Raw genomic sequence first — 21,177 nt, 5'->3', positions numbered from 1 at the left:
CTCAAATCACAAAGGAAACCTGACATGTCACTTGTTGGAAACTGGTCCTATCCGACCGCAATCAAATTTGGTGCCGGGCGCATCAAGGAACTGCCCGCAGCCTGTGCCGCAGCCGGGATGAAGAAACCCCTGCTGGTCACGGACAAAGGGTTGGCCGATCTGCCGATCACAGCGGCGACGCTGGATATCATGGAGGCGGCCGGTCTGGGCCGCGGTGTATTCAGTGATGTGGACCCAAACCCAAATGAGAAAAACCTCGACGCAGGCGTTGCGGCATACAAGGCCGGTGGGCACGATGGTGTGATTGCCTTTGGCGGCGGCTCGGGGCTGGATCTGGGCAAGATGGTCGCCTTCATGTGCGGCCAAACGCTCCCGGTATGGGACTTTGAGGATATCGGCGACTGGTGGACCCGCGCCGACGCGGATGCAATCGCGCCGATCATTGCGGTTCCAACGACTGCGGGGACCGGGTCCGAGGTTGGTCGTGCCAGTGTCATCACCAATTCCGAGACCCACGCCAAAAAGATCATCTTCCACCCCAAGGTCCTGCCGACGGTGGTGATCTGCGATCCTGAACTGACGGTTGGGATGCCCAAATTCATCACCGCAGGCACCGGTCTGGACGCCTTCGCGCATTGCGTCGAAGCCTATTCGAGCCCGCATTATCACCCGATGAGCCAGGGCATCGCACTGGAAGGCATGCGTTTGGTGAAAGACTATCTGCCGCGCGCCTACGCAGATGGCAGCGACATTGAGGCCCGCGCCCAGATGATGAGCGCGGCGGCCATGGGCGCGACCGCGTTCCAGAAGGGACTGGGCGCGATCCACGCCATGAGCCACCCGGTTGGCGCGCACTTTAACACCCATCACGGCACCACAAACGCGGTCTGTATGCCTGCCGTGCTGAACTTTAACGCCCTCGCCATCGCCGACCGGTTCCAGAACGCTGCCGCCTATCTGGGCATCAAAGGCGGGTTCGATGGCTTCCGCGCCTTTGTGCAGGAATTCAACGACAGCCTTGGTATCCCGCGAAAGCTGGCAGACCTCGGCGTGACCGAAACCTCAATCCCAACCCTCGTCGAAGGCGCAATCATCGACCCTTCATGCGGCGGGAACCCGATTGAGTTGACCAAAGGAAACCTGACACAGCTGTTCAAAGCAGCACTGTAAAAAAACAAGCGCCCGGCAAGGAACCTGCCGGGCGCTTTAAGAACTGTTCTACTGGTGCCGGATCAATGCCCGGTCAGTACCAGAGTGTTGACCGGCATCAGGATCAGGCGCAAACGCAAACCTGCCGCATGGACCACGCCAATTGTGTCAACCACATGCAGGAAAGCAGCTTGCCAAAAGCCCAAATCCTCGTGTTCCAGACGGTCATGGTTGTCGGTGTAGACATTGGCCAGACAGTTGCTGCCTGGAGGAATGTCATCGGCCATACCTTTATACAGCGGCTCCATAAAGACCAGAATTGATCCGGGATTAGTATTGTTCTGTACATCCCGCAATTCATCTGATGGACGGATCTGGCCGGACGGTATGACATCCTGCACCTCGACCACCACAGTGGGGATAACGGTGAAAGGCTTGGTCATGCAGCCCAACTCACCGATCATACCTGGTTTGATCACCTGAGCAGACAGCTGGTTGAAAGCCGCCTGAAAACGGTCATGTCCGGTATGCGATGGAACGAGGATGCCAGCAGGGCGCAACAAGGGGCTCACGTAATCACCGACTTGCAGGCTAAACTGCTCGACCCGTCCGGTAACACCGGCGACAATCAGTGTTTTGTCCAACTCGGTCTGCGCGGCGTCCAGCTGTGCTATGGCACTGGCCAGTTGCGCGGGGATCAGCTCCTCGATCTGCTGTTCAACTGCCGCACGTCTAGATTCGGCCGCAACAACCTGCGCCTCACGCTCGGCAACAAGGTTTTCCAACCGCTCAATCTCGGTCAGTCGGACAGCGCTTGAACCTTGGTCGCGCAGGGTCGTATTTCTTTCAAGATCGTCCAAGGACTGCGCCAAAGCTGCCTTGGCACCGGCAATACCGGCATCAGCCTCGGCCAGATCAGTTTCAGCGACACGCAGCGAGGCCTGAACCTGTGCGATCTGTGCATTTGCCGCCTGAACCTGCGCTGCCTGGCTGAAATCTTCGATCCTGAAAATCGGCTGACCAGCGGTTACCAACTCGTTATTCTTGACGAATATTTCCGAAACGCGACCGCCAAGTTGCGGCAGGATCGTCACGGTTCGAAAATAGGACGCTGCGGTTTTACTGGCTGGGTGAAAATAGAACAGCGTGGTGATTACCGTCAGCGCCAGAATGGCACAGGTCGTAAGACCCCAGCGCAATTCGTACCACATAGTGAAAAGGGTGATCTCGTGACCGATACGTTTGCCCTGAACAAACCGGCGGAACAGATAATCGGGCAGTACCGTGATCAAGGCGCACAGCAGGGTCTCAATCATGTGTTTTGCTCCTGCACGTCGGTGACTTCTGAAACGCCAGGGGTTGGAGCAGGTGCCTCGGGCACCGGTTCCGGAGCAATTGCACCTCCAAGAGAACGAATGGCATCGGCGATGTTTCTAAGTGGGGAGGCGAAATCCGGAAACTGGAATCCTGCGACCAGTACAGCGGCAATCCAGAATATCCCGTTATGTGTAAACAGGGCCAGCAGTGCCAGAATGCCCACCAACTGAAATTGCGGATGGTTGTTCTCGTGCGCCATTTTTTCCGGAACCGAATGAAGCGTCAGGTACCCAACACCGATCAGCACCACGAGAATGACAAAGAAGACGACCATAGCCGAAAAAAGGTAATCGCTTCCGTCAGCTGCGACGATATATCGGGGAATGTGCCCAGTGGCCATTGGATGAAGATCTGCTGCGGTCACCTTGCCCTCCTGTTCGTTTTGGTACTTCTTTGAACGGGTTGAAGCCCAAATTCAAGGCTGCTTATAGTTTGGAGATTCTTCGAAATGCCAAGTGCTTGACCCAGAGAGTTAAATGAAACCCAGAAAACTTGTGGCGAACCTGCTGCGGAAGGAACACAAATAATGATCGATTTCTTCGTCATCGGGGGCGGAATTGCCGGGTTGAGTGCGGGCGCGCGCTTATCGGAACATGGAACCGTGATGGTTTTGGAAGCCGAAGACGCCTTGGGGTATCACGCGTCGGGTCGCTCGGCAGCCCTGTTTGAGCAAAGCTATGGCCCGCCATCCGTGGTGGCGCTGAACAGGGCTGGGGCCGCGTTCCTGCACACACAGAACAGTGGGTACCTGACACGGCGCGGACTGATGTTGATCGGTTCGTTTGACCAAATCGAAGTTTTCGAAGCCGACCGCAAAGATCTGAACATGGAAAGAATTCCCATCGATCAGGCGGTTTCGAGCGTTCCGATCCTGAACCCGGCCAAGGTGGGTTTCGCGGCTATCAGTGAAGCTGCGTTTGACATCGATACCGATCGCCTGTTGCAGGATTTCGCGCGGGCCATTCGCCAGAACGGAGGAACCGTTGCAACGAAAAGCAAAGTAACCGGTATTCGAAAAGAGCGGCATTGGCTGGTCGAGGCCGGGCAAATCTTCGAAGCCCGCAATTTGGTGAATGCGACCGGTGCATGGGTGGACGAGATCGCCAAGCTTGCCGGGATACCGCCTATCGGCATCTCTCCTCGCCGCCGATCAATGGCGCGGCTGCCCGCCCCCGGGGGCCATGATGTATCCGGATGGCCCATGATGCTGGGCACGGGTGAAACATGGTACGCCAAACCGGACGCGGGCAAGCTGCTTGTTTCGCCTGCCGAAGCCGACCCGGTACCACCTCAGGACGCCTATGCCGACGATATGGTGCTGGCCGAAGGTCTGGCGCGCTATGAAGAATTGATGACCGAACCAGTAACACGCGTCGAAACAAACTGGGCAGGATTGCGCAGTTTCGCACCAGATGGAACCTTGGTGCTTGGGCCTGACCCGATTGATCCATCGTTCATCTGGTCTGCGGGTCAAGGCGGGTATGGTTTTCAAACAGCACCAGCAGCTTCGCAGTTGTTGTGTGATCTGGTCGTTGGAAACACGCCGGTGCTGGATCCAGACAGCGTCAAATCGCTGACCCCAAACAGGTTGGACAGATGATAAAACGCAATCTACCGCCCTCTGCGAGTGTCGCCAACGCGGGTGAGGATGGAAAACTGGTGGCCCCGGCAGCGACGCGAAACTTGGATGCGCTTTGTGCGTTGCTACAAGACTGGGCACCGCGCCGCGGGCACGCGCTGGAGATTGCAAGCGGAACCGGTCAGCATGTCTGTGGATTTGCTGATTTGCTGCCCGATCTGACGTGGCATCCCACCGAACCTGACCCTGAGCGCCGCAATAGCATCGACGCCTATGCCAGCGCCTTACCCAACGTGGCAGGCGCCGAACATCTGGACGCAACGAATTCGGGCTGGCATACCCGCTTTCCTTCGCAGGACCTGATCGTCTTGATCAACCTGATACATTTGATCAGTTGGCAGGACACCAGAACCATTTTCGCCGAAATCGCTCAGTCCCTGACTGAAAATGGGAGGTTCGTTTTGTACGGCCCATTCAAACGCTCGGGCCAATTGACAAGCGACGGGGACAAAAGGTTTCACGAGGCTCTGATCGGGCAAGATCCCGACATTGGCTACAAGAACGACGAAGATATGCTTGGCCTGTTTCAGGACGTAGGGTTGCGCGTGCTGAAAACCATCGACATGCCCGCAAATAACCTTGCATTTGTTTCCGAGCGCCCGGTCAACTGATCGAGATCAAAGTCAACTTACCACTGCCCGCACATATTCCCGTTATCTTATATGAAAAAGGCACTCAAAATGGCTTGGCAAGAAAAGCTCTCGGCGACGCGCACCAGTTTGCGAAACCTCAACGGGGCCATTCCCGACACTTCGCGCGCATTCGGCGCGCTTGGGAAGGCTGTGAAGGAAGGCGGAACGCTCGACTATAAAACCAAGGAATTTATTGCGCTGGGTATGTCGGTGTCGCTCCGCTGCGAGCCCTGCATTACTCTGCACACCGATGCGTTGGTCAAAGCGGGCGCAACACGCGAGGAGGTGTCCGACGTTTTGGGTATGGCCATTCAGATGGGTGGTGGACCAGCCATGATGTATGCTGCCAAGGCGTTGGAATGTTTCGACGAACTATCCGCGTAACCAACAGAAAAGGCCCCGGAAATTCCGGGGCCTTAGATTGATCAGCCGTCCTTGCGGATGGTTTCGTTTTTCGGATCATAGGGGCTGTCGCATGTCACGACAGCATCCCACAACTTGTCCAGCATCTTGACCTTCAGCTTGGTGCCTTCGACCGCCAGATCAGGCCTCACATAGCCCATGCCGATCGACTTCTCGAACGCGACAGAATAGCCGCCCGAGGTCAGTCGACCTACACGCTCGCCTTCCGGCGTATACAGCGCCTCGCGGCCCCACGGGTCAGCATCGGCTGGACCGTCGATCAGCAAGGTGCAGCACTTGACGCGCACACCGGTCTCTTCCAGCTTGGCCTTGCCGTGGAAGTCCTTGGACAGGTCGACAAAGCGCGGCAGGTCGGCTTCCAGCGGGGTCGCATCGCGGCCCAGTTCGGTGCCAAAGGCGCGATAGGATTTCTCCTGACGCAGCCAGTTCTGGGCACGGGCACCGACCAGTTTCATGCCGTGCTTTTCACCGGCTTTTTCCAGCAGGTCGAACAGGTAGTTCTGCATCTCGATCGGATGGTGCAGTTCCCAGCCCAGCTCACCGGTATAGGCCACGCGGATCGCGTTCACGGGGCACATGCCCAGTTCGATCTGACGGGCCGACAACCACGGGAAGCGCTTGTTGGACAGTGCGGTTTCCGGATCGGCGTCCTTGATGACTTCTTTCAAAACGTCACGCGACTTGGGTCCGGCGATGGCGAAGACGCCCCATTGCGTGGTCACGTCCTGGATTTCGATGTAACCGAACTCCGCCATCTTGTCCTCGGCCGCTTTACGCAGGTAGTCGGCGTCGTACTCAGTCCATGCACCGGCAGAGACGATGTAGTAGTTGTTCTCGCCATTGCGGACGATGGTGTATTCGGTGCGGGTGGTGCCATTCGAGGTCAGCGCGTACGTCAGGTTGATACGACCGACCTTGGGCAGCTTGTTGCAGGTGAACCAATCCAGGAACTGCGTGGCACCGGGGCCTTTGACAACATGCTTGGTGAAGGCCGATGCGTCGATCAGGCCAACGCCTTCGCGGATCGCTTTGGCCTCTTCGACGGCATATTGCCACCAGCCGCCACGGCGGAACGAGCGCGCTTCCTTGTCGAAATTCTCGGGCGCGTCCAGCGGGCCGAAATAGTTCGGGCGTTCCCAGCCATTGACCCAGCCGAATTGAGCACCGCGGGTTTTCTGGCGATCATAGGCCGGAACGGTGCGCAGCGGACGGCAGGCTTCACGCTCTTCATCCGGGTGGTGCAGGATGTAGACATGCTCGTAGCATTCTTCATTCTTACGCGCCGCGAACTCGGTGGTCATCCAGTTGCTGCTGTAACGCTTAGGGTCCAGCGATGCCATGTCGATCTCGGCTTCGCCATCGACCATCATCTGTGCCAGATAATAGCCGGTGCCGCCCGCAGCGGTGATGCCAAAGCTGAAACCCTCAGCCAGCCACATGTTGCGCAAACCCGGAGCCGGACCAACCAGCGGGTTGCCATCCGGTGTATAGCAGATCGGGCCGTTGAAATCATCCTTCAGGCCGGATTCGGCACAGGACGGCACGCGCTCGGCCATTGCCATATACTGCTCGGCGATCCGGTCCAGATCCAGCGGGAACAGGTCGGCGCGGAAGCTGTCCGGAACGCCAAATTCGAACTGCGCAGGGGCGCCGTGTTCGTAGATACCAAGAATCCAGCCACCGCGTTCTTCACGTGCATAGGATTCGTTGTCGGCATCGCGGACAACGGGGTGCTCTGGGTTGCCTGCTTCGCGCCATTTGACCAACTCGGGGTCTTTGTCCATGACGATAAAGGTGTGTTCGACCGGGATTGCAGGCATTTTGATGCCCAGCATCTTGGCAGTGCGCTGCGCGTGGTTGCCCGACGCGGTCACAACATGTTCGGCGGTGATTACGACCTGCTCGTCGGAAGGCACCAGGTTGCCGCCCTTTTCGACCATCTTGGTGCAGGTCACTTCCCAGCGAGTGCCGTTCCAGTGGAAGGCGTCAGCCTGCATCTTGCGCACGATTTCGACGCCACGCTGACGGGCCCCCTTGGCCATCGCCTGAGTCACGTCGGCAGGGTTAATATAACCGTCCTCGGTGTGATAGATCGCGCCCTTCAGATCCGATGTCTCGATCAGCGGCCAGCGTTCCTTGATCTGGTCCGGGGTCAGCCATTCGTATTTCACATCACAGGTTTCGGCGGTCGAGGCATAGAGCATGTATTCGTCCATACGCTCTTGCGTCTGTGCCATGCGCAGGTTGCCCACAACCGCGAAGCCTGCATTCAGGCCGGTTTCTTCCTCAAGCGTCTTGTAGAAATCCACCGAATACTTGTGGATATGGGTCGTCGCATAGGACATGTTGAACAGCGGCAACAGGCCCGCGGCGTGCCAGGTGGACCCGGACGTCAGTTCGTCCCGTTCGATCAACATCACATCGTCCCAGCCCGCTTTGGCCAGATGATAGGCAATCGAGGTCCCGACGGCGCCGCCGCCTACGACCAATGCTTTGACTTGGGTTTTCATAACCGGGCGTCTCCCCTTGAAATCAGTTGACACCATATGGCGCACTTAAGGGGGAAAGCGCGACATTCATCCGACCAGTGATATGAAAAAAACGACCCGAATATCGAAAGCGGGTCGCAATTCATTCGTTGGACCGCTGCCCTCAACCACCGGAACGGCAACGTTTGCTTGTTCCGACCGAGACGCAAACTAATTTGCCACTTTCTTCCGAGGGATTCTTCACCGCCGGTTCCTGTGATGGCGAAGGCTGCGCCTCTGCCGTGAACCAGCCGTCAGAAAGACCGACACGCAAGGATACCGAGGCAAGATATTCTTTCACGCCCAAACCACTTTCCGATGCTTTGGCTTGCTGAACATTGTCCAGCCCTGCAACGGCCAACCCGCAGATGGCTACAAACCCCGCCAGATATTTTACGCTCATGTCGACCATCCTCTGTCATCAACCCTGTGAAACCAGAACATGTGGACGTTTTGAGGGCGCAAATACGGACTAGAGGGCGAATACGGCTACGTGTCGTCCGACAAGATCTTGCCGGGATTCATGATGTTGTCTGGGTCCAGCGCGGCCTTGATCGCAGCCATGTACCGCGTGGCAGCACCCAGTTCCCTGTTCAGATACGGTCGCTTTCCCTGCCCGATGCCATGTTCACCGGTACATGTGCCTTCCATGGATATCGCCATGTCGTTCAGCCAGCCGACAAACGCCTCGGCCTTGGCAACTTCTTCAACGTTTTCCATGTCGATCAGCAGCAGCGTATGGAAATTGCCGTCCCCCACATGGCCCACGATGGGGGCCAGCAAGCCGAGGCCAGCAGCTTTCTTCTGCGTTTCGGTCACACATTCGGCCAGGCGCGAGATCGGTACACAGACATCGGTCGAGATGCCCCGCGCACCGGGGCGCAGTTGCAGACACGCCCAATACATATCGTGCCGTGCCTGCCAAAGTTTGTTCCGTTCTTCGGTGGTCGAAGTCGCTGCAAAATCCGTGCCGCCAAACTCTTCGGCGATCTGACCAAAGGTTTCAGCCTGCTCTGTGGCACCGCTTTCCGAGCCGTGAAACTCCAGCAACAACAACGGTGTATCCGGCAGACTCAGCCCGGAATAGGCGTTGGCGGCCTGAACCGACAACTCGTCCAGCAACTCGATCCGGGCAACCGGGATGCCATACTGAATCGTCATCATCACCGCACGGCACGCGGCATCGACAGTCGGAAAGGAACACCGGGCCGAACTGATCGCTTCGGGGATACCCTGCAACCGCAATGTCAGCTCGGTGATGATTCCCAGCGTGCCTTCCGCCCCGATCAGAAGACGGGCCAGATCATAGCCGGCCGAAGATTTCTTGGCCCGGTGCCCGGTACGGATGATCTGACCGTCTGGCATCACGGCTTCAAGGCTGAGAACGTTGTCCTTCATCGTCCCATAGCGCACCGCATTGGTGCCCGACGCGCGAGTGGCAGCCATTCCACCCAGCGACGCATTCGCCCCGGGATCAATCGGAAAGAACAGGCCCAGATCGCGCAGATGGGTATTCAACGCTTCGCGCGTGACACCGGGCTGCACGACACAATCCAGATCCTCAGCATGAACTGCAAGCACACTATCCATTTGCGTCAGATCGACCGAGATGCCCCCCGCTGGCGCATTTACATGCCCTTCCAGAGATGTTCCTGTTCCGAACGGGATCACTGGCACCCGATGCGCCGCGCAGGTTTTGACGATGTCCGAAACATCCTGCGTCGAATGCGGGAAAACCACGGCATCGGGGCTTTGGTTTTCGATCCAGGTCGTGGTGTGCCCATGTTGTTCACGGACAGCGGCACCCGTTTGCAACCTGTCGCCAAAGCGCTGCTTGAGAATGCTTATGACGGTTTCAATACCAGCTTCATTCCTTGGCAATGCGGTTGCCTGCACCATTGTCATCCTCCCCTGCCCCAAAGCATTTCGGGCCTTTCAACCTATGACTAAAAGGCCCGTTGAAAGCAGGCAATCCCCACTAATACCGAGGGTCTATTCGCCCAGCGCAATCCCTTCGCGGCGCGGGTCGGCACCACCGCTCAGCCCGTCACCGATTTCGATGGCGTGCAGCCCCGAAGTCAGGTCGCGTGCGTTGACTTCAAAACCCAGCTGAGCAAGCGCGTCTGTAAATCCTTCCGCAGAAGTCGCTGCCTCGACATCATATGTTCCGAACCGGTTGACCAGATGAGGCAGGGAAACCGCCTGCTGCACGTCCAATCCCCAATCGGCCCAGGCGATGATGGAATTGGCGACATAGCCGATAATCCGGCTGCCGCCCGGAGACCCGATAGCCAGAACCGGCTCACCATCCTGCAACACGATAGTCGGGCTCATGGATGAGCGCGGACGCTTGCCAGGCTCCAGCCGGTTGGCAATCGGCACGCCGTCGCTGTGTGTCTTGAACGAGAAATCTGTAAGCTCGTTGTTCAGCAGAAACCCGTTTGTCATCAGGCGTGACCCAAAACCATTCTCGATCGTCGTCGTCATCGACAGCACATTGCCATAGCTGTCCACGATCGAGATATGCGAGGTTGACGGCAGTTCCAGCGACACGTCGTCTGCCCAAATCAAAGCATGGTCAAATTCCGGTTTACCCGGTGCGACCTCGGACAAGGCCACCTCGCTTTCCAGCAAGGCTGCCCGCTGGGTCAAATAACCCGGATCAACCAGCCCCTTGGTGGGCATGGGTATGAAATCGCTATCGGCCATGTACCGCCCACGATCCGCAAAGGCGAGGCGCGAAGCATCGCCGATCAGGCGCCATGCCTCGGCGCTCTCAGCGCCCATTGCTGCAAGATCATAGCTGTTCAACATCCCCAGAATCTGCCCGACGGTCAGCGCACCCGACGACGGCGGGCCCATGCCGCAAACCTCGTAGGCGCGGTATTTGGCACAGACCGGTTCACGTTCGATCACCTGGTAGAGCGCCAAATCCACCCCTGCAAGAACGCCGGGATTTCCTGGGGCATTGCGAACAGTTCGCACGATATCCGAAGCGATTTCACCTCCGTAAAAACCGGCAGCGCCATCGCTGGCCAGCACGCGCAATGTTTCGGCATAATCCGGGTTCATCAACCGCTGTCCCTGCTGCAACGGCTGACCATCAGGCAGGAAATATGCGGCTGTTTCGGGAAAGCGCGACAGGCGGTCAGCATCGTTTTCGACAAGGCTGGCCAGACGCGGGGAAACAAGAAACCCTTCATCCGCCAATCGGATACCGTCGGCAAACAGTCCGGGCCAAGACGCGCGCCCCCATCTTCGGTGCGCCTCTTCCAGCAGGGCAGGCGTACCCGGTGTACCCACCGACAATCCGCCCACCACCGCATCGAAGAATTTCAGCGGCTCGCCGTTTTCATTCTGAAACAGCGTCGGGGTAGTGGCAAGGGGTGCCGTTTCGCGCCCGTCCAGCGTTGTCATCTGCCCGCTGGCCGCGTCGTACCAAACCAGAAACGCACCCCCGCCCAGACCAGAAGATTGCGGCTCGACCAGCCCCAGCACGACCTGCACGGCAACCATCGCATCCGCGGCAGACCCGCCCGCGCGCAGCACTTTGGCCCCGGCCTCGACCGCCAGCGGATTGGCCGCAGCTATCATCCAGTTTTCGGATGTGACAGGAACTCCCTCAAGCTTGGCTTCGAGGGCCGCAATAACCTCGTCGGTCATCGCCTGAACCTGCCCTTCTGTCGCGGCTTCGGGTGCAACGGCATCGGCTGTTTCCTGCGCGAACCCCGGTGTCGAAATAGCAAGTGCGGTAGTAAGCAGCAGTGCTGAAACATGTCTCATCTGTTCTAACCCTCCAATACAATATTTATTTTCAATCCTGTAAGGATTTTGCCCCCTCTGCAACGATCAGGCATGGCAGCGTGTTATCACAGCGAAGTTTCGCCATTTCCCCTATGGTTCGGTTTCTTCGGCGCGACGATCCTGATCATAGCGGGTTGTCTCGGCAAATTCGGGTAGCCACGCCTCGCGCCGTTTGGTCCAGCATTCATATGTCGGTATGAATTGGTCAGGCGCGTCAAGACAGCCCAGATGCACTTCGACTTCGGCACCGCTTCGGGCAAATACCGGAGATCCGCAATCAGGGCAAAAGTACCGGTCAGAATAACCTTTCACATTTCCGGTGATCTTAACCGCATCCGCCGGAAAAATAGCCGCCGCATAAAACAACGCGCCATGGTGTTTGCGGCAGTCCAGACAATGGCAAATCCCGACGCGAAGAGGACAACCCGAAGCCGTGACGCGCAGTTTTCCACAACGGCATCCCCCTTCAAACACGTCCATCCATGATCCTTTCCGACGCGTCAGAGCATCGCAGGCACAACCTGATCCGGTGGGCGGTGGCCATCTTCGAAGGTTTTGATGTTGATGATGACTTTTTCACCCATCTCAACCCGGCCCTCCAGCGTGGCCGACCCCATATGCGGCAGTAGAACCACGTTCGGCAACTGCCGTAAGCGCGGGTTCACACCGGTTCCCTGTTCGTAGACATCCAGCCCCGCGCCCGCAATTTCACCCGCGCGGATCATCCGGGTCAAAGCGTTCTCGTCAATAACCTCACCCCGCGAAGTATTCACGATCACTGCCGAGGGTTTCATCAGCTTTAGGCGGCGCGCGTTCATCAGGTGGAAGGTCGACGGCGTCGATGGGCAGTTGATTGATATCACGTCCATACGCGCCACCATCTGATCCAGGCTTTCCCAATAGGTCGCCTCTAGTTCTTGCTCAATCTCTGGGCGCAATCTGCGGCGGTTGTGATAATGGATCTGCATACCAAACGCCTTGGCGCGGCGGGCCACAGCCTGTCCGATCCGGCCCATGCCCAGAATACCCAAACGCCGCCCGCCAATGCGACCACCCAGAAACGCGGTGGGGGCCCACCCGGTCCAGTCGCCTTGCTGCATGACGCTCAACCCTTCGGGAATGCGCCGTGTGACAGCGAGAATCAGGGCCATGGTCATATCTGCCGTGTCGTCGGTCAGCACACCGGGCGTGTTGGACACCAATATGCCGCGCTGCCGCGCCGTCGCCACATCGATATTGTCGACACCGGCCCCGTAATTGGCGATCAGCCGCAGTTTTTCACCTGCCTGACCCAATAGCCCGCCATCAATGGTATCGGTCACCGTAGGCACCAGAACATCGGCATCCTGCACCGCTGCTACTAATTCTTCACGCGTCATTGGGGTGTCGTCGTCGCGCAGGCGCACGTCAAACAATTCGCTTAACCGGGTTTCTACTGCCTCAGGCAACCGTCGCGTAACGACAACACTTAAACGTTCTCTTGGCACCTCGGCTCTCCCACTGCTTTGCAAACGGACGCGCGCCATGGCATCGTGGCGCAGGATAAGGCGGGGCACAAGAACCCCAATGGCATTGAGTCGACCTTTTTTCAAAACCGGATCAACAGGCATAAGAGCGGGCAGTCAGTGAGTGGTATTCGACCGGTAAAACGCCGATCTTTGGCGGTAGTTTCCGCATTTCTGGTCATGTTCGGTGCGTGCGCCGCACATGCCGAAGCCAAACGCGGATCGGTCACCAACCTGCCCCTGCCCCGATATGTGTCGATGAAGGCAGCCGAAGGGAACGTGCGGCGCGGACCATCCCTAACCCACCGAATCGATTGGGTATTCAAAAGGCGTGGCATGCCGCTGCAGGTCACTGCCGAATATGGCAACTGGCGCAAGGTCCAAGACCGCGACGGCGCGGGTGGCTGGGTTCACTATGCCTTGTTGTCTGGCGTCCGAACGGTGCTGATCGAATCCGAGATGCTGCCTGTTTATGCCCGCCCCGACCCGACCTCGCCCGTGAATGCCCATTTCGAGACCGGAGTAGTGGCGCGACTTGGAGCCTGTTCGCTGGACTGGTGCAGGATCACCGCCGGCGGATACCGTGGCTGGACACTGAAATCGAACCTTTGGGGCGTCGATCCTTCCGAAATTCGGGAATAGGCGAAAGACAAATTCCGGTATCCGCGGTTGCGCATCGCCCCGAAAAAGCGCGACAAGCTGTTTGAGTTACCGGCCCAATCGCCGCTTAACTCGACCTAAACGGAGGACCCTATGCGCGCAGTCACCTATTCAGCCTTCGGAGACGCTGTCGATGTCTTGCGTGTTCAGGATATTCCCCCGGTTCCGCCTGGACCGGGTGAAGTCACGGTCGAGTTGTCTTTTTCCGGCGTAAATCCCTCGGACGTCAAGGCCCGCGCGGGAACCCGACCGGGTGTCACAGAACCTCCGTTTCCGCTGATCGTTCCGCACAGCGACGGGGCTGGAGTCATCACAGCGGTTGGCGATGGCGTACCCGCAACGCGGATTGGTCAGCGCGTGTGGATTTGGAACGGGCAATGGCAACGCGCGTTCGGTACAGCTGCCAGCCACATCACCCTGCCTGAATCTCAGGCTGTGGAACTGCCCGAGACGGTGTCACTTGAAACCGGAGCGATTCTTGGAATTCCGGGCCTCACCGCAAGCCACGCAGTGTTCTCGGGCGGCACGCCGCGCGGGCAAACCATTTTGATCCATGGTGGGGCGGGTACTGTCGGGTATCTGGCTGTCCAGCTTGCCAAATGGGCCGGAGCCAAAGTGATCGCAACGGCCAGCACTCGCAGCTTTGACCGGGTCAAAGCAGCCGGTGCAGATGTCGTTCTCGACTACTCCGGTGAACACCTTTCGGATCAGATTCTCGACGCAAATGATGGACGTGCAATTGGTCGAATCGTCGATGTCGAATTTGGACAGAACCTTAACACCAACATTGCCGTCATCGCCGAGAACGGCCGTATCAACGCATATGGATCTGCCCGGAATATGACACCTGTCTTTCCCTTTGGACCCATGATGTTCAAGGCCGTGACACTCGAGGCGGTCCTGATCTACCTGCTGCCCGCAGATTTGCGCACCGCCGCAATAAAGACACTCCACAAGGCACTGACTGATGGCGCATTGACCTGCCCCGTACATAAGGTCTTTACACTGGAAGAATGCGCTGCCGCCCATGCGATGGTACAGGAAGGCAACCGTATCGGAGCGGTGTTGATCGACACCAAATGAGGGGCCTTCAAAAAAATTTTACGGCGCTCGCTTTTTTTGCAAAACGCTCTTGAACCCTGCCATCAACAATCGTAGATAGCCGCTCACCGTTGGGGTGTAGCCAAGTGGTAAGGCAGCGGTTTTTGGTACCGTGTATCGTAGGTTCGAATCCTACCACCCCAGCCAGATCATCAGAACATAGAACGACGACAGGACCTTGGGTCACCGATACCCGAGGAATGCCCCCGTTTATGCCCCAGCAGTTTGGGGTGTTGTGGGTGTTGAGGGTGGACCCCCAGAAGCCGCTGGAGGCCCATGCCACAGGTTATAGCAAGTCGTAATCGACCCCGTTCGCCCAGTAGTCCCAGTCGTCGCGCTTGTTATCCGCCACCGACCCCTCAATCAGGTGCTCAGGGCGGACGCAGCGCGCGTTATGGCAGCGGTGACGAACTTGTCCCATAATGCTTCCTTCCATTCCTGAGAAAGGATCGCACCATCAAACCATGGGATCAAACACCTAACATCGGTTGGCCGAAAAGACACATGGTTCGGGCAGGCAATAAGTATGAACCTGATCGAACAACTAGTACTCGAATTTCTAACCCGATGTGGATTTCTTGGAAGGCTGTACTTCGGGGGGAAGAGGAGAAAATTAGGAGTGGCGTTGTTGGATTCATAGAACAACGGGACACTCAACAACCGCTAGGGTAACCTTTGCGCACAAAAAGGTTTCCGATACACATGTGAAAGTGGGATTAAATGGTACGGAAATGGTACAATTGGCGCCACTGAGGTGCGTGCGAACCTACGGCATCTTCCAAGACTGTGTTCTTAAGGGGGAATTGGTAGCGGAGGAGGGACTTGAACCCCCGACACGCGGATTATGATTCCGCTGCTCTAACCAACTGAGCTACTCCGCCGTGAGTGAGAGGCGATGTAAGCGAGGGGCCGGGGAGGGTCAAGAGGGAAATCGCCCTAACCGGGGAATTCTTTCACGGGCTCTGTCGCCGTGTCCTGGAAGGGCGTCTGACGGAATATCGTGGTATCCACCGTTCTGCGGATAAACGCGGCGCATATCTCCGGTTCTGTGATCAGGATCATATGACCCAGACCGTCAAGCTCTTCATAGCTCAGACCATATTTGGCCATCGGCGGTCCGTGAAGGGCAGAGGACAGAAGTGCGTCCTGACGACCATACAATATCCCACCGGGGACCGATAGCTCGGGATATCTGGCCACCAGCGCATCGCAGCTGGCATCCAACCCGATAACGTCCTGCGAGGCCGTGACAAAGGCCGAAGGGCGCAGCCCGAGCGCACCACCCGCCCGGTCCAGAAAGTCATTTGGAGGGGTTTCAGGATCAAATGCCACGCCCAGACTGTGCGGCGCTGTTTTTGAGGCCATGGGCACTGCAATCGTGTTGGCAATCAGACTGCGCAGCCATTTGGTCCGAATCTCGAGCGGTTTGAAGATCACCGGTGTTTCAGGCAGCCTGTGCGTCAGCGGTGCCAACAGAGCGAGGCTGGATACCCGCTCGGGGTAATCCAAAGCCAGTGCCAGCGACACCGCACCGCCCAGTGAATGCCCGACCAGCACGGCCTGATCCACGCCTTTGGTTTCAAGAAACTCAGCTATCATCGCGGCCTGCTGCGGCAATTGTGCGAGTTCTGGCGTATCCCGGGTTGAATATCCGCAACCGGGGCGATCCAGCGCGATGACGTGGAAATCCTCGGCCAGTTGATCTGCCAACGCGTAGGTAAAATGCTGTAACTGCCCAGCCAGACCATGAATCAGGATAACCGTCTGCGCGTCCGGATTGCCCTTTTCCACATAGTGGATGCTGCCGCCCTGCACGGACACGATCTGGCCCATCTGCGGCACGGTTTTTAGCCCCTGACGGGTTATACGCCGGGTCCACAGGGCCATGGCCAGAAGAAAGACGGCAAAGGCCGCAACCAGGCTAAGAAAAATTGTCATCTAGCTGTCTCCGGTCCTAATAGGGATGTATTGCTCCAATCCCGATTGTGACATGCGTTTCTGAAACTCGGCAACTGTTCCGGGCCAAAGCGTCGTGTTTTGCCCGTCCGCATCAATGTACCAGGATGTGCAGCCTCCGGTTTGCCAGACACTGTCCGCGTGGCGGTCCTGCATTTCCTGTGTAAAGGCCGCCTGTTTCGCTGCATCGGGGGTGATCACCGACAGTTCCTTGCGTTGCATCTCGCTCAGAACCCGGCCGATATGCCCGACCTGAGCTTCGATCATCAACACGACCGAATTATGCCCAAGCCCGGTATGAGGCCCCAGAAGGATAAAAAAGTTGGGAAAACCGGCTATCGCCGTGCCCAGATGAGCAGACATCCCGTTTGTCCAGGCCGACCGCAGCGTTAGCCCATCTGTGCCGGTAATATCCAACCTCTCTACGACATTGGTGACCTGAAACCCGGTGCCCCAGATCAGCACGTCTGCCTCTGCCCTGGTGCCATCTGACGCGAGGATGCTGTTGCCATCGATACTGGCCACGCCGTGCGGAATGACGCTGACATTGTCGCGGGCCAGCGCCGGGTACCAGTCATTTGAACTGAGAATGCGTTTGCACCCAATTCGATAGTCTGGGGTCAGAATGCGCCGTTCTTCTGGGTCGGCAATCGCGCCTTCCAGCGATTTTCGCCACATCTTCAGAGCAAAGTTCATCGCGCGTTCCTCGCCCCTGAACACGCGGTGACGAAACTCGAAGAACATGAAAATCAGTTTGCGCCGGATGCGCGGAAGCAGGGGAAGGTAGGCATACAGTTTGCGCACCCAAGGCGCGATCGGGCCGTCAGGGCGCGGCATGACGTACGGCGCGCTGCGCTGAAAAACGGTGACGTGGCGCGCAACCGTGGCAATCTCGGGCACGAACTGAACGGCTGACGCCCCGGTGCCCACAACAGCCACATGCTTTCCGGTCAGATCGACGGTGTGATCCCATTCGGCCGAATGAAAACAGGGGCCGGGAAAACTGCCCGCGCCGGGAATATCCGGAATGCTGGGATGATGCAGTGCGCCGATGGCCGAGACCAGAAACCGGGCCGACCAGAACTGGCCATCCATGGTTTCGACCTGCCAAAGCGTGCCATCCCATTTCGCCGATTTCAGCGCCTGCCCAAAGTGGCAAAGATCATACAACCCTTCCTGATGCGCGACATCTTGCAGATATTTCTGTATCTCTGCGCCACCGGCATAGGCGCGGCTCCAGTGCGGATTAGGGTGGGTCGCCATGGAATACAGATGCGAAGGTACATCGCAGGCGACGCCAGGATAGGTGTTCTCGCGCCACGTGCCACCGATATCTTCGGCCTTTTCCAGAATGGCGATATCTTTGATGCCACGTTTGCGCGCCTCAAGCGCCATCGTCAGACCCGAGAACCCGGCACCGATGATCAGCATCTCTGTCGTGTGGTGCATTGAAGCGCCCCTCCTGAAACAACTTTATGGATATCTGTTGCAGATGTCTGCACGTGATTGGCAGTGAAGTAGGTCACACAAGGTAAAATGACTGAACGACCTTACGTGAACAGACATGGCGAAAAACCGTCATCAGGGCGGTGTCGCTTCCTGCAAACACATATCGCAATCAGAGAGGTGAACGGCGCGTAATTCCGTCAGTCTGATTCAAAACAGGAGGATTGCCCCTTGTCGACCCGTACTCTTGCACGCGCTGGTGGGCGTTCCGCGCGCCGCGCTCTTCGCACCGCGCCGAATTTTGACATGCTGCCGGGGCTGACACGCGGCATCCCGCATTGCGAAGTTATGGACGGACGTCAGGTTGAGCTTATCGACAAGGCCGCCATGGATATTCTGGAGAATGTCGGTGTCCAGTTCCGCGACCCGACCGCAGTGGAAGACTGGAAGAAAGCGGGCGCGAAGGTTGACGGAGAGCTGGTCTTTCTGGACCGCAACATGGTGCGCGAGCTGATCGCGACCATTCCGACGCAATTCACCTATCACGCGCGCGATCCGCAAAAGAACCTCGCTCTCGGCGGCAAGCACTCGATCTTCGTGCCGATGACCGGCGCGCCGTTTCTTCGTGATCTTGACGACGTGCGCCGGAACCCGACGCTGGACGATCTGGCGATGTTTCACAAACTGTCGCACATGATGCCCGCACTGCACAGTTCGGCCCATCATATCGTCGAACCTTACGATCACCCGATCAGCCAGCGGCACTTGCGCATCACTTATTCGTCGATGAAATACTCGGACAAGACCTTCATGGGCATGACCACCTCGCCCAGGAATGCCGAGGATGTGATGGACATGTGCGATATCCTGTTCGGCGAAGGTTTCATTGACGACCATCCTGTTACCACCGGCAACTGCAACGGCAACAGCCCTCTGGTCTGGGACGAAACCATGCTGGGAGCGCTGCGGGCCTTCTGCCGTCGCAATCAGCCGGTTTTGTGCTCGCCCTTCGTTCTGGGCGGTGCCAATACGCCCGCATCGGTACCCGCAACCGTGGCACAGCTGACCGCCGAGGCGCTTTCTGCGCTGGCCTATACGCAGGTGATCCGCAAGGGCTGTCCAGCGATCTGGGGGCACTACCTGTCAACCGTTTCGATGAAATCCGGTGCACCGATGGCAGGGACGCCTGAAATCAGTCTGATGAATTTCATGATTGGTCAGATGGCACGCTTTTACGATGTGCCATGGCGCACCTCGAACACGCTGGGCGGGGCCAAGACGTTTGACGCACAGGCCGGGTACGAATCCGCGACAACTCTGGGCGCTGTTCTTCATGCAGGGGCACATTACATCTGGCATTCGGCAGGCTGGAACGAGGCGGGGATGCATTGTTCGGTCGCCAAGTTTGTTGTGGACGCGGAACAATGCGCGATGGCCTATCGGATGGCGGAAGGTCCTAAATGGCACGATTTCGATCAGGCGCTGGCGGCGGTTTCTGATGTGGGTCCCGGCGGACACTATCTGGGTCATCCGCACACGCAAGACAATTTCCAGACTGCGTTCTTCATGCCGGAACTGTTCGACAACAACTCGATCGAACAGTGGGTGGCGGAAGGTGAAGTTGAAATCACCGAACGCGCTCTGAAATACGCGAGGAAGCTTTTGGCTGAGTATCAGAAACCAAAGCTGGACGAGGCCAAGAACGACGCCCTTCTGGACTATATCGCCCGCCGTGAGAGGGAAATTCCGGCAGCAGATGAGCTAAACCAGACATACTGATGCAAACTCCCCGTGCTGGCCTGCCCGAAACACGGGGCGGGTTCTTTTACGTTCAAGACCAAGAGACCAAAATGAAGATCGCTGAACTGCTCATCTACAGCCACGACCTGTCGGTCAAAAACGGACCCTACACCATGGCCAATGCACAGGTCTGGTCCTTGGATACCACGCTGGTGAAAGTTGTGGCGGACAACGGTCTGGTTGGCTGGGGGGAAACCTGCCCAGTTGGGCCAACATATGCCGAGGCGCACGCAGCAGGTGCCCGCGCAGCGCTTGCCGAAATTGCCCCTGGCTTGATCGGGGCCGAGGTACTGCCCCTGTCCCTGCATCGCCGGATGGATAGGCTGCTGAACGGGCATGCCTATGCTAAGGCGGCCATCGATATCGCGGTGCATGACCTGCTGGGCAAGCATCTGGGCGTTCCGGTCTGTGACCTGCTGGGCGGTGCGACCACGAACAAGGTACCATCCTACTACGCCACTGGCGTCGGCGCGCCCGATGACATTGCCCGGCTGGCAGGCGAAAAGCTGGCAGAAGGCTACCCCCGTCTGCAGATCAAAGTTGGGGGTCGTCCGGTCGAGATCGACATCGAAACCATCCGAAAAGTCTGGGATGTGGTCAAAGGATCAGGCATGCGACTTGCCATCGACGGCAACCGGGGCTGGACCACGCGCGACGCCCTGCGCGTCAGCCGCGAATGCCCCGAAATCCCGTTCATCATGGAACAGCCCTGCAACACCATCGAAGACTTGCAGAAGATCCGGCCTCAGGTCGCACACGGTATATACATGGATGAAAACAGCACCAGCTTGAACATCGTGATTTCGGCAGCGGGCACCGGTTTGGTCGATGGGTTCGGCATGAAGGTCACCCGCATCGGCGGTCTGCATCCGATGCGCGCTTTCCGCGACATCTGCGAGGCGCGCAACCTGCCACACACCTGCGATGACAGCTGGGGAGGAGACATCATCGCTGCCGCCAGTACTCATATCGGTGCCACCGTTCGGCCCGACCTGCTGGAAGGTGTCTGGCTGGCTGCGCCTTATATCGAGGGAAACTACGACCCTGAAAACGGCATCCGGATCAAAGGTGGGCATATTGAACTGCCAACCGGGCCGGGGTTGGGCGTGGTTCCTGATGAAGGCCAATTCGGTGCTCCGGTTGCATCGTTCTAACAA

The 21,177-nt window shown here is 57.8% G+C and carries 19 protein-coding genes and 2 tRNA genes; 9 read left to right on the top strand and 12 right to left on the bottom strand.

Going from position 1 to position 21,177, the window contains the following annotated elements:
* Positions 1-24: 24 nt before the first annotated feature.
* Complete coding sequence (locus ACR0LL_RS00155; RefSeq protein WP_480582774.1) at positions 25-1,170, top strand: iron-containing alcohol dehydrogenase; 1,146 nt, start codon at positions 25-27, stop codon at positions 1,168-1,170.
* Between the two features lie 62 nt (positions 1,171-1,232).
* On the opposite strand, the gene ACR0LL_RS00150 is transcribed toward ACR0LL_RS00155, so the two are convergent.
* On the bottom strand, positions 1,233-2,465 hold the full coding sequence (locus ACR0LL_RS00150; RefSeq protein ID WP_480506169.1) for an HlyD family secretion protein: 1,233 nt from the start codon (positions 2,463-2,465) through the stop codon (positions 1,233-1,235).
* On the bottom strand, positions 2,462-2,866 hold the full coding sequence (locus ACR0LL_RS00145) for a hypothetical protein (RefSeq protein ID WP_480585213.1): 405 nt from the start codon (positions 2,864-2,866) through the stop codon (positions 2,462-2,464). The genes ACR0LL_RS00150 and ACR0LL_RS00145 overlap by 4 nt, the downstream gene beginning before the upstream one ends.
* A 186-nt stretch (positions 2,867-3,052) precedes the next feature.
* Here ACR0LL_RS00145 and ACR0LL_RS00140 point away from each other — a divergent pair, with 186 nt between their 5' ends.
* From ACR0LL_RS00140 to ACR0LL_RS00130, 3 genes are all read left to right on the top strand, one after another.
* Positions 3,053-4,126: an NAD(P)/FAD-dependent oxidoreductase gene (locus ACR0LL_RS00140; RefSeq protein WP_480582771.1), complete on the top strand. Its 1,074-nt coding sequence runs from the start codon at positions 3,053-3,055 to the stop codon at positions 4,124-4,126.
* Positions 4,123-4,776 carry a DUF938 domain-containing protein gene (locus tag ACR0LL_RS00135; protein WP_480582768.1) on the top strand — a complete coding sequence of 218 codons (654 nt, stop codon included), beginning with the start codon at positions 4,123-4,125 and terminating at the stop codon, positions 4,774-4,776. The genes ACR0LL_RS00140 and ACR0LL_RS00135 overlap by 4 nt, the downstream gene beginning before the upstream one ends.
* A 69-nt stretch (positions 4,777-4,845) precedes the next feature.
* On the top strand, positions 4,846-5,181 hold the full coding sequence (locus tag ACR0LL_RS00130) for a carboxymuconolactone decarboxylase family protein (RefSeq protein ID WP_209504659.1): 336 nt from the start codon (positions 4,846-4,848) through the stop codon (positions 5,179-5,181).
* 41 nt (positions 5,182-5,222) lie between these two features.
* Here the strand turns inward: ACR0LL_RS00130 and ACR0LL_RS00125 are convergent, their stop codons facing one another.
* From ACR0LL_RS00125 to ACR0LL_RS00100, 6 genes are all read right to left on the bottom strand, one after another.
* A complete protein-coding gene (locus tag ACR0LL_RS00125; protein WP_480582765.1) occupies positions 5,223-7,730 on the bottom strand; it encodes a GcvT family protein in 2,508 nt (835 codons plus the stop codon).
* A 142-nt stretch (positions 7,731-7,872) separates the two neighbouring features.
* Positions 7,873-8,151: a hypothetical protein gene (locus ACR0LL_RS00120; RefSeq protein WP_480582762.1), complete on the bottom strand. Its 279-nt coding sequence runs from the start codon at positions 8,149-8,151 to the stop codon at positions 7,873-7,875.
* Positions 8,152-8,237: 86 nt separating this feature from the next.
* Positions 8,238-9,647: an FAD-binding oxidoreductase gene (locus tag ACR0LL_RS00115; protein ID WP_480582758.1), complete on the bottom strand. Its 1,410-nt coding sequence runs from the start codon at positions 9,645-9,647 to the stop codon at positions 8,238-8,240.
* Positions 9,648-9,740: 93 nt separating this feature from the next.
* Positions 9,741-11,531 (bottom strand): gamma-glutamyltransferase, encoded by a 1,791-nt coding sequence (ggt, locus tag ACR0LL_RS00110; RefSeq protein ID WP_480582756.1) that lies wholly within the window; start codon positions 11,529-11,531, stop codon positions 9,741-9,743.
* A 111-nt stretch (positions 11,532-11,642) separates the two neighbouring features.
* The gene (locus ACR0LL_RS00105; protein ID WP_480482077.1) at positions 11,643-12,032 is read right to left on the bottom strand and encodes a GFA family protein; all 390 of its coding nucleotides are present in this window, start codon (positions 12,030-12,032) and stop codon (positions 11,643-11,645) included.
* A 20-nt stretch (positions 12,033-12,052) separates the two neighbouring features.
* Positions 12,053-13,039 carry a 2-hydroxyacid dehydrogenase gene (locus ACR0LL_RS00100; RefSeq protein WP_480482079.1) on the bottom strand — a complete coding sequence of 329 codons (987 nt, stop codon included), beginning with the start codon at positions 13,037-13,039 and terminating at the stop codon, positions 12,053-12,055.
* A gap of 198 nt (positions 13,040-13,237) precedes the next feature.
* On the opposite strand from ACR0LL_RS00100, the gene ACR0LL_RS00095 reads away from it, so the two are divergent.
* From ACR0LL_RS00095 to ACR0LL_RS00085, 3 genes are all read left to right on the top strand, one after another.
* Positions 13,238-13,699, top strand: a complete 462-nt coding sequence (locus ACR0LL_RS00095) for an SH3 domain-containing protein (RefSeq protein WP_480585210.1) — start codon at positions 13,238-13,240, stop codon at positions 13,697-13,699.
* A 111-nt stretch (positions 13,700-13,810) separates the two neighbouring features.
* The gene (locus ACR0LL_RS00090; RefSeq protein WP_480582753.1) at positions 13,811-14,800 is read left to right on the top strand and encodes an NADPH:quinone reductase; all 990 of its coding nucleotides are present in this window, start codon (positions 13,811-13,813) and stop codon (positions 14,798-14,800) included.
* A gap of 90 nt (positions 14,801-14,890) precedes the next feature.
* Positions 14,891-14,965: transfer RNA gene (locus ACR0LL_RS00085), tRNA-Gln, on the top strand.
* Between the two features lie 139 nt (positions 14,966-15,104).
* Here the strand turns inward: ACR0LL_RS00085 and ACR0LL_RS00080 are convergent.
* The 4 genes from ACR0LL_RS00080 to ACR0LL_RS00065 form a co-directional block, all read right to left on the bottom strand.
* Positions 15,105-15,239 (bottom strand): HNH endonuclease, encoded by a 135-nt coding sequence (locus ACR0LL_RS00080; protein WP_480582750.1) that lies wholly within the window; start codon positions 15,237-15,239, stop codon positions 15,105-15,107.
* 383 nt (positions 15,240-15,622) lie between these two features.
* Positions 15,623-15,699, bottom strand: a tRNA-Met gene (locus ACR0LL_RS00075).
* A gap of 55 nt (positions 15,700-15,754) precedes the next feature.
* Positions 15,755-16,756, bottom strand: a complete 1,002-nt coding sequence (locus ACR0LL_RS00070; RefSeq protein ID WP_480582747.1) for an alpha/beta fold hydrolase — start codon at positions 16,754-16,756, stop codon at positions 15,755-15,757.
* A complete protein-coding gene (locus ACR0LL_RS00065) occupies positions 16,757-18,223 on the bottom strand; it encodes a flavin-containing monooxygenase (protein WP_480582745.1) in 1,467 nt (488 codons plus the stop codon). It abuts the gene before it with no gap.
* Between the two features lie 228 nt (positions 18,224-18,451).
* On the opposite strand from ACR0LL_RS00065, the gene ACR0LL_RS00060 reads away from it, so the two are divergent.
* Positions 18,452-19,999 (top strand): trimethylamine methyltransferase family protein, encoded by a 1,548-nt coding sequence (locus ACR0LL_RS00060; RefSeq protein WP_480582742.1) that lies wholly within the window; start codon positions 18,452-18,454, stop codon positions 19,997-19,999.
* A gap of 71 nt (positions 20,000-20,070) precedes the next feature.
* Positions 20,071-21,174 (top strand): mandelate racemase/muconate lactonizing enzyme family protein, encoded by a 1,104-nt coding sequence (locus tag ACR0LL_RS00055; protein WP_480585207.1) that lies wholly within the window; start codon positions 20,071-20,073, stop codon positions 21,172-21,174.
* Positions 21,175-21,177: the final 3 nt, after the last annotated feature.

Source organism: Ruegeria sp. AI2 (genome assembly GCF_056541275.1).
Note: the sequence above shows the minus strand (reverse complement) of the source record. Positions and strands in the feature narration are given on the sequence as shown.

Coding starts and splice junctions, on each gene's coding strand:
- ACR0LL_RS00145 (WP_480585213.1), bottom strand. CDS start 2,866: ATGGCCACTGGGCACATTCCCCGATATATCGTCGCAGCTGACGGAAGC.
- ACR0LL_RS00125 (WP_480582765.1), bottom strand. CDS start 7,730: ATGAAAACCCAAGTCAAAGCATTGGTCGTAGGCGGCGGCGCCGTCGGG.
- ACR0LL_RS00105 (WP_480482077.1), bottom strand. CDS start 12,032: ATGGACGTGTTTGAAGGGGGATGCCGTTGTGGAAAACTGCGCGTCACG.
- ACR0LL_RS00140 (WP_480582771.1), top strand. CDS start 3,053: ATGATCGATTTCTTCGTCATCGGGGGCGGAATTGCCGGGTTGAGTGCG.
- ACR0LL_RS00090 (WP_480582753.1), top strand. CDS start 13,811: ATGCGCGCAGTCACCTATTCAGCCTTCGGAGACGCTGTCGATGTCTTG.
- ACR0LL_RS00155 (WP_480582774.1), top strand. CDS start 25: ATGTCACTTGTTGGAAACTGGTCCTATCCGACCGCAATCAAATTTGGT.
- ACR0LL_RS00080 (WP_480582750.1), bottom strand. CDS start 15,239: ATGGGACAAGTTCGTCACCGCTGCCATAACGCGCGCTGCGTCCGCCCT.
- ACR0LL_RS00135 (WP_480582768.1), top strand. CDS start 4,123: ATGATAAAACGCAATCTACCGCCCTCTGCGAGTGTCGCCAACGCGGGT.
- ACR0LL_RS00130 (WP_209504659.1), top strand. CDS start 4,846: ATGGCTTGGCAAGAAAAGCTCTCGGCGACGCGCACCAGTTTGCGAAAC.
- ACR0LL_RS00055 (WP_480585207.1), top strand. CDS start 20,071: ATGAAGATCGCTGAACTGCTCATCTACAGCCACGACCTGTCGGTCAAA.
- ACR0LL_RS00070 (WP_480582747.1), bottom strand. CDS start 16,756: ATGACAATTTTTCTTAGCCTGGTTGCGGCCTTTGCCGTCTTTCTTCTG.
- ggt (WP_480582756.1), bottom strand. CDS start 11,531: ATGAGACATGTTTCAGCACTGCTGCTTACTACCGCACTTGCTATTTCG.
- ACR0LL_RS00115 (WP_480582758.1), bottom strand. CDS start 9,647: ATGGTGCAGGCAACCGCATTGCCAAGGAATGAAGCTGGTATTGAAACC.
- ACR0LL_RS00120 (WP_480582762.1), bottom strand. CDS start 8,151: ATGAGCGTAAAATATCTGGCGGGGTTTGTAGCCATCTGCGGGTTGGCC.
- ACR0LL_RS00095 (WP_480585210.1), top strand. CDS start 13,238: ATGTTCGGTGCGTGCGCCGCACATGCCGAAGCCAAACGCGGATCGGTC.
- ACR0LL_RS00150 (WP_480506169.1), bottom strand. CDS start 2,465: ATGATTGAGACCCTGCTGTGCGCCTTGATCACGGTACTGCCCGATTAT.
- ACR0LL_RS00065 (WP_480582745.1), bottom strand. CDS start 18,223: ATGCACCACACGACAGAGATGCTGATCATCGGTGCCGGGTTCTCGGGT.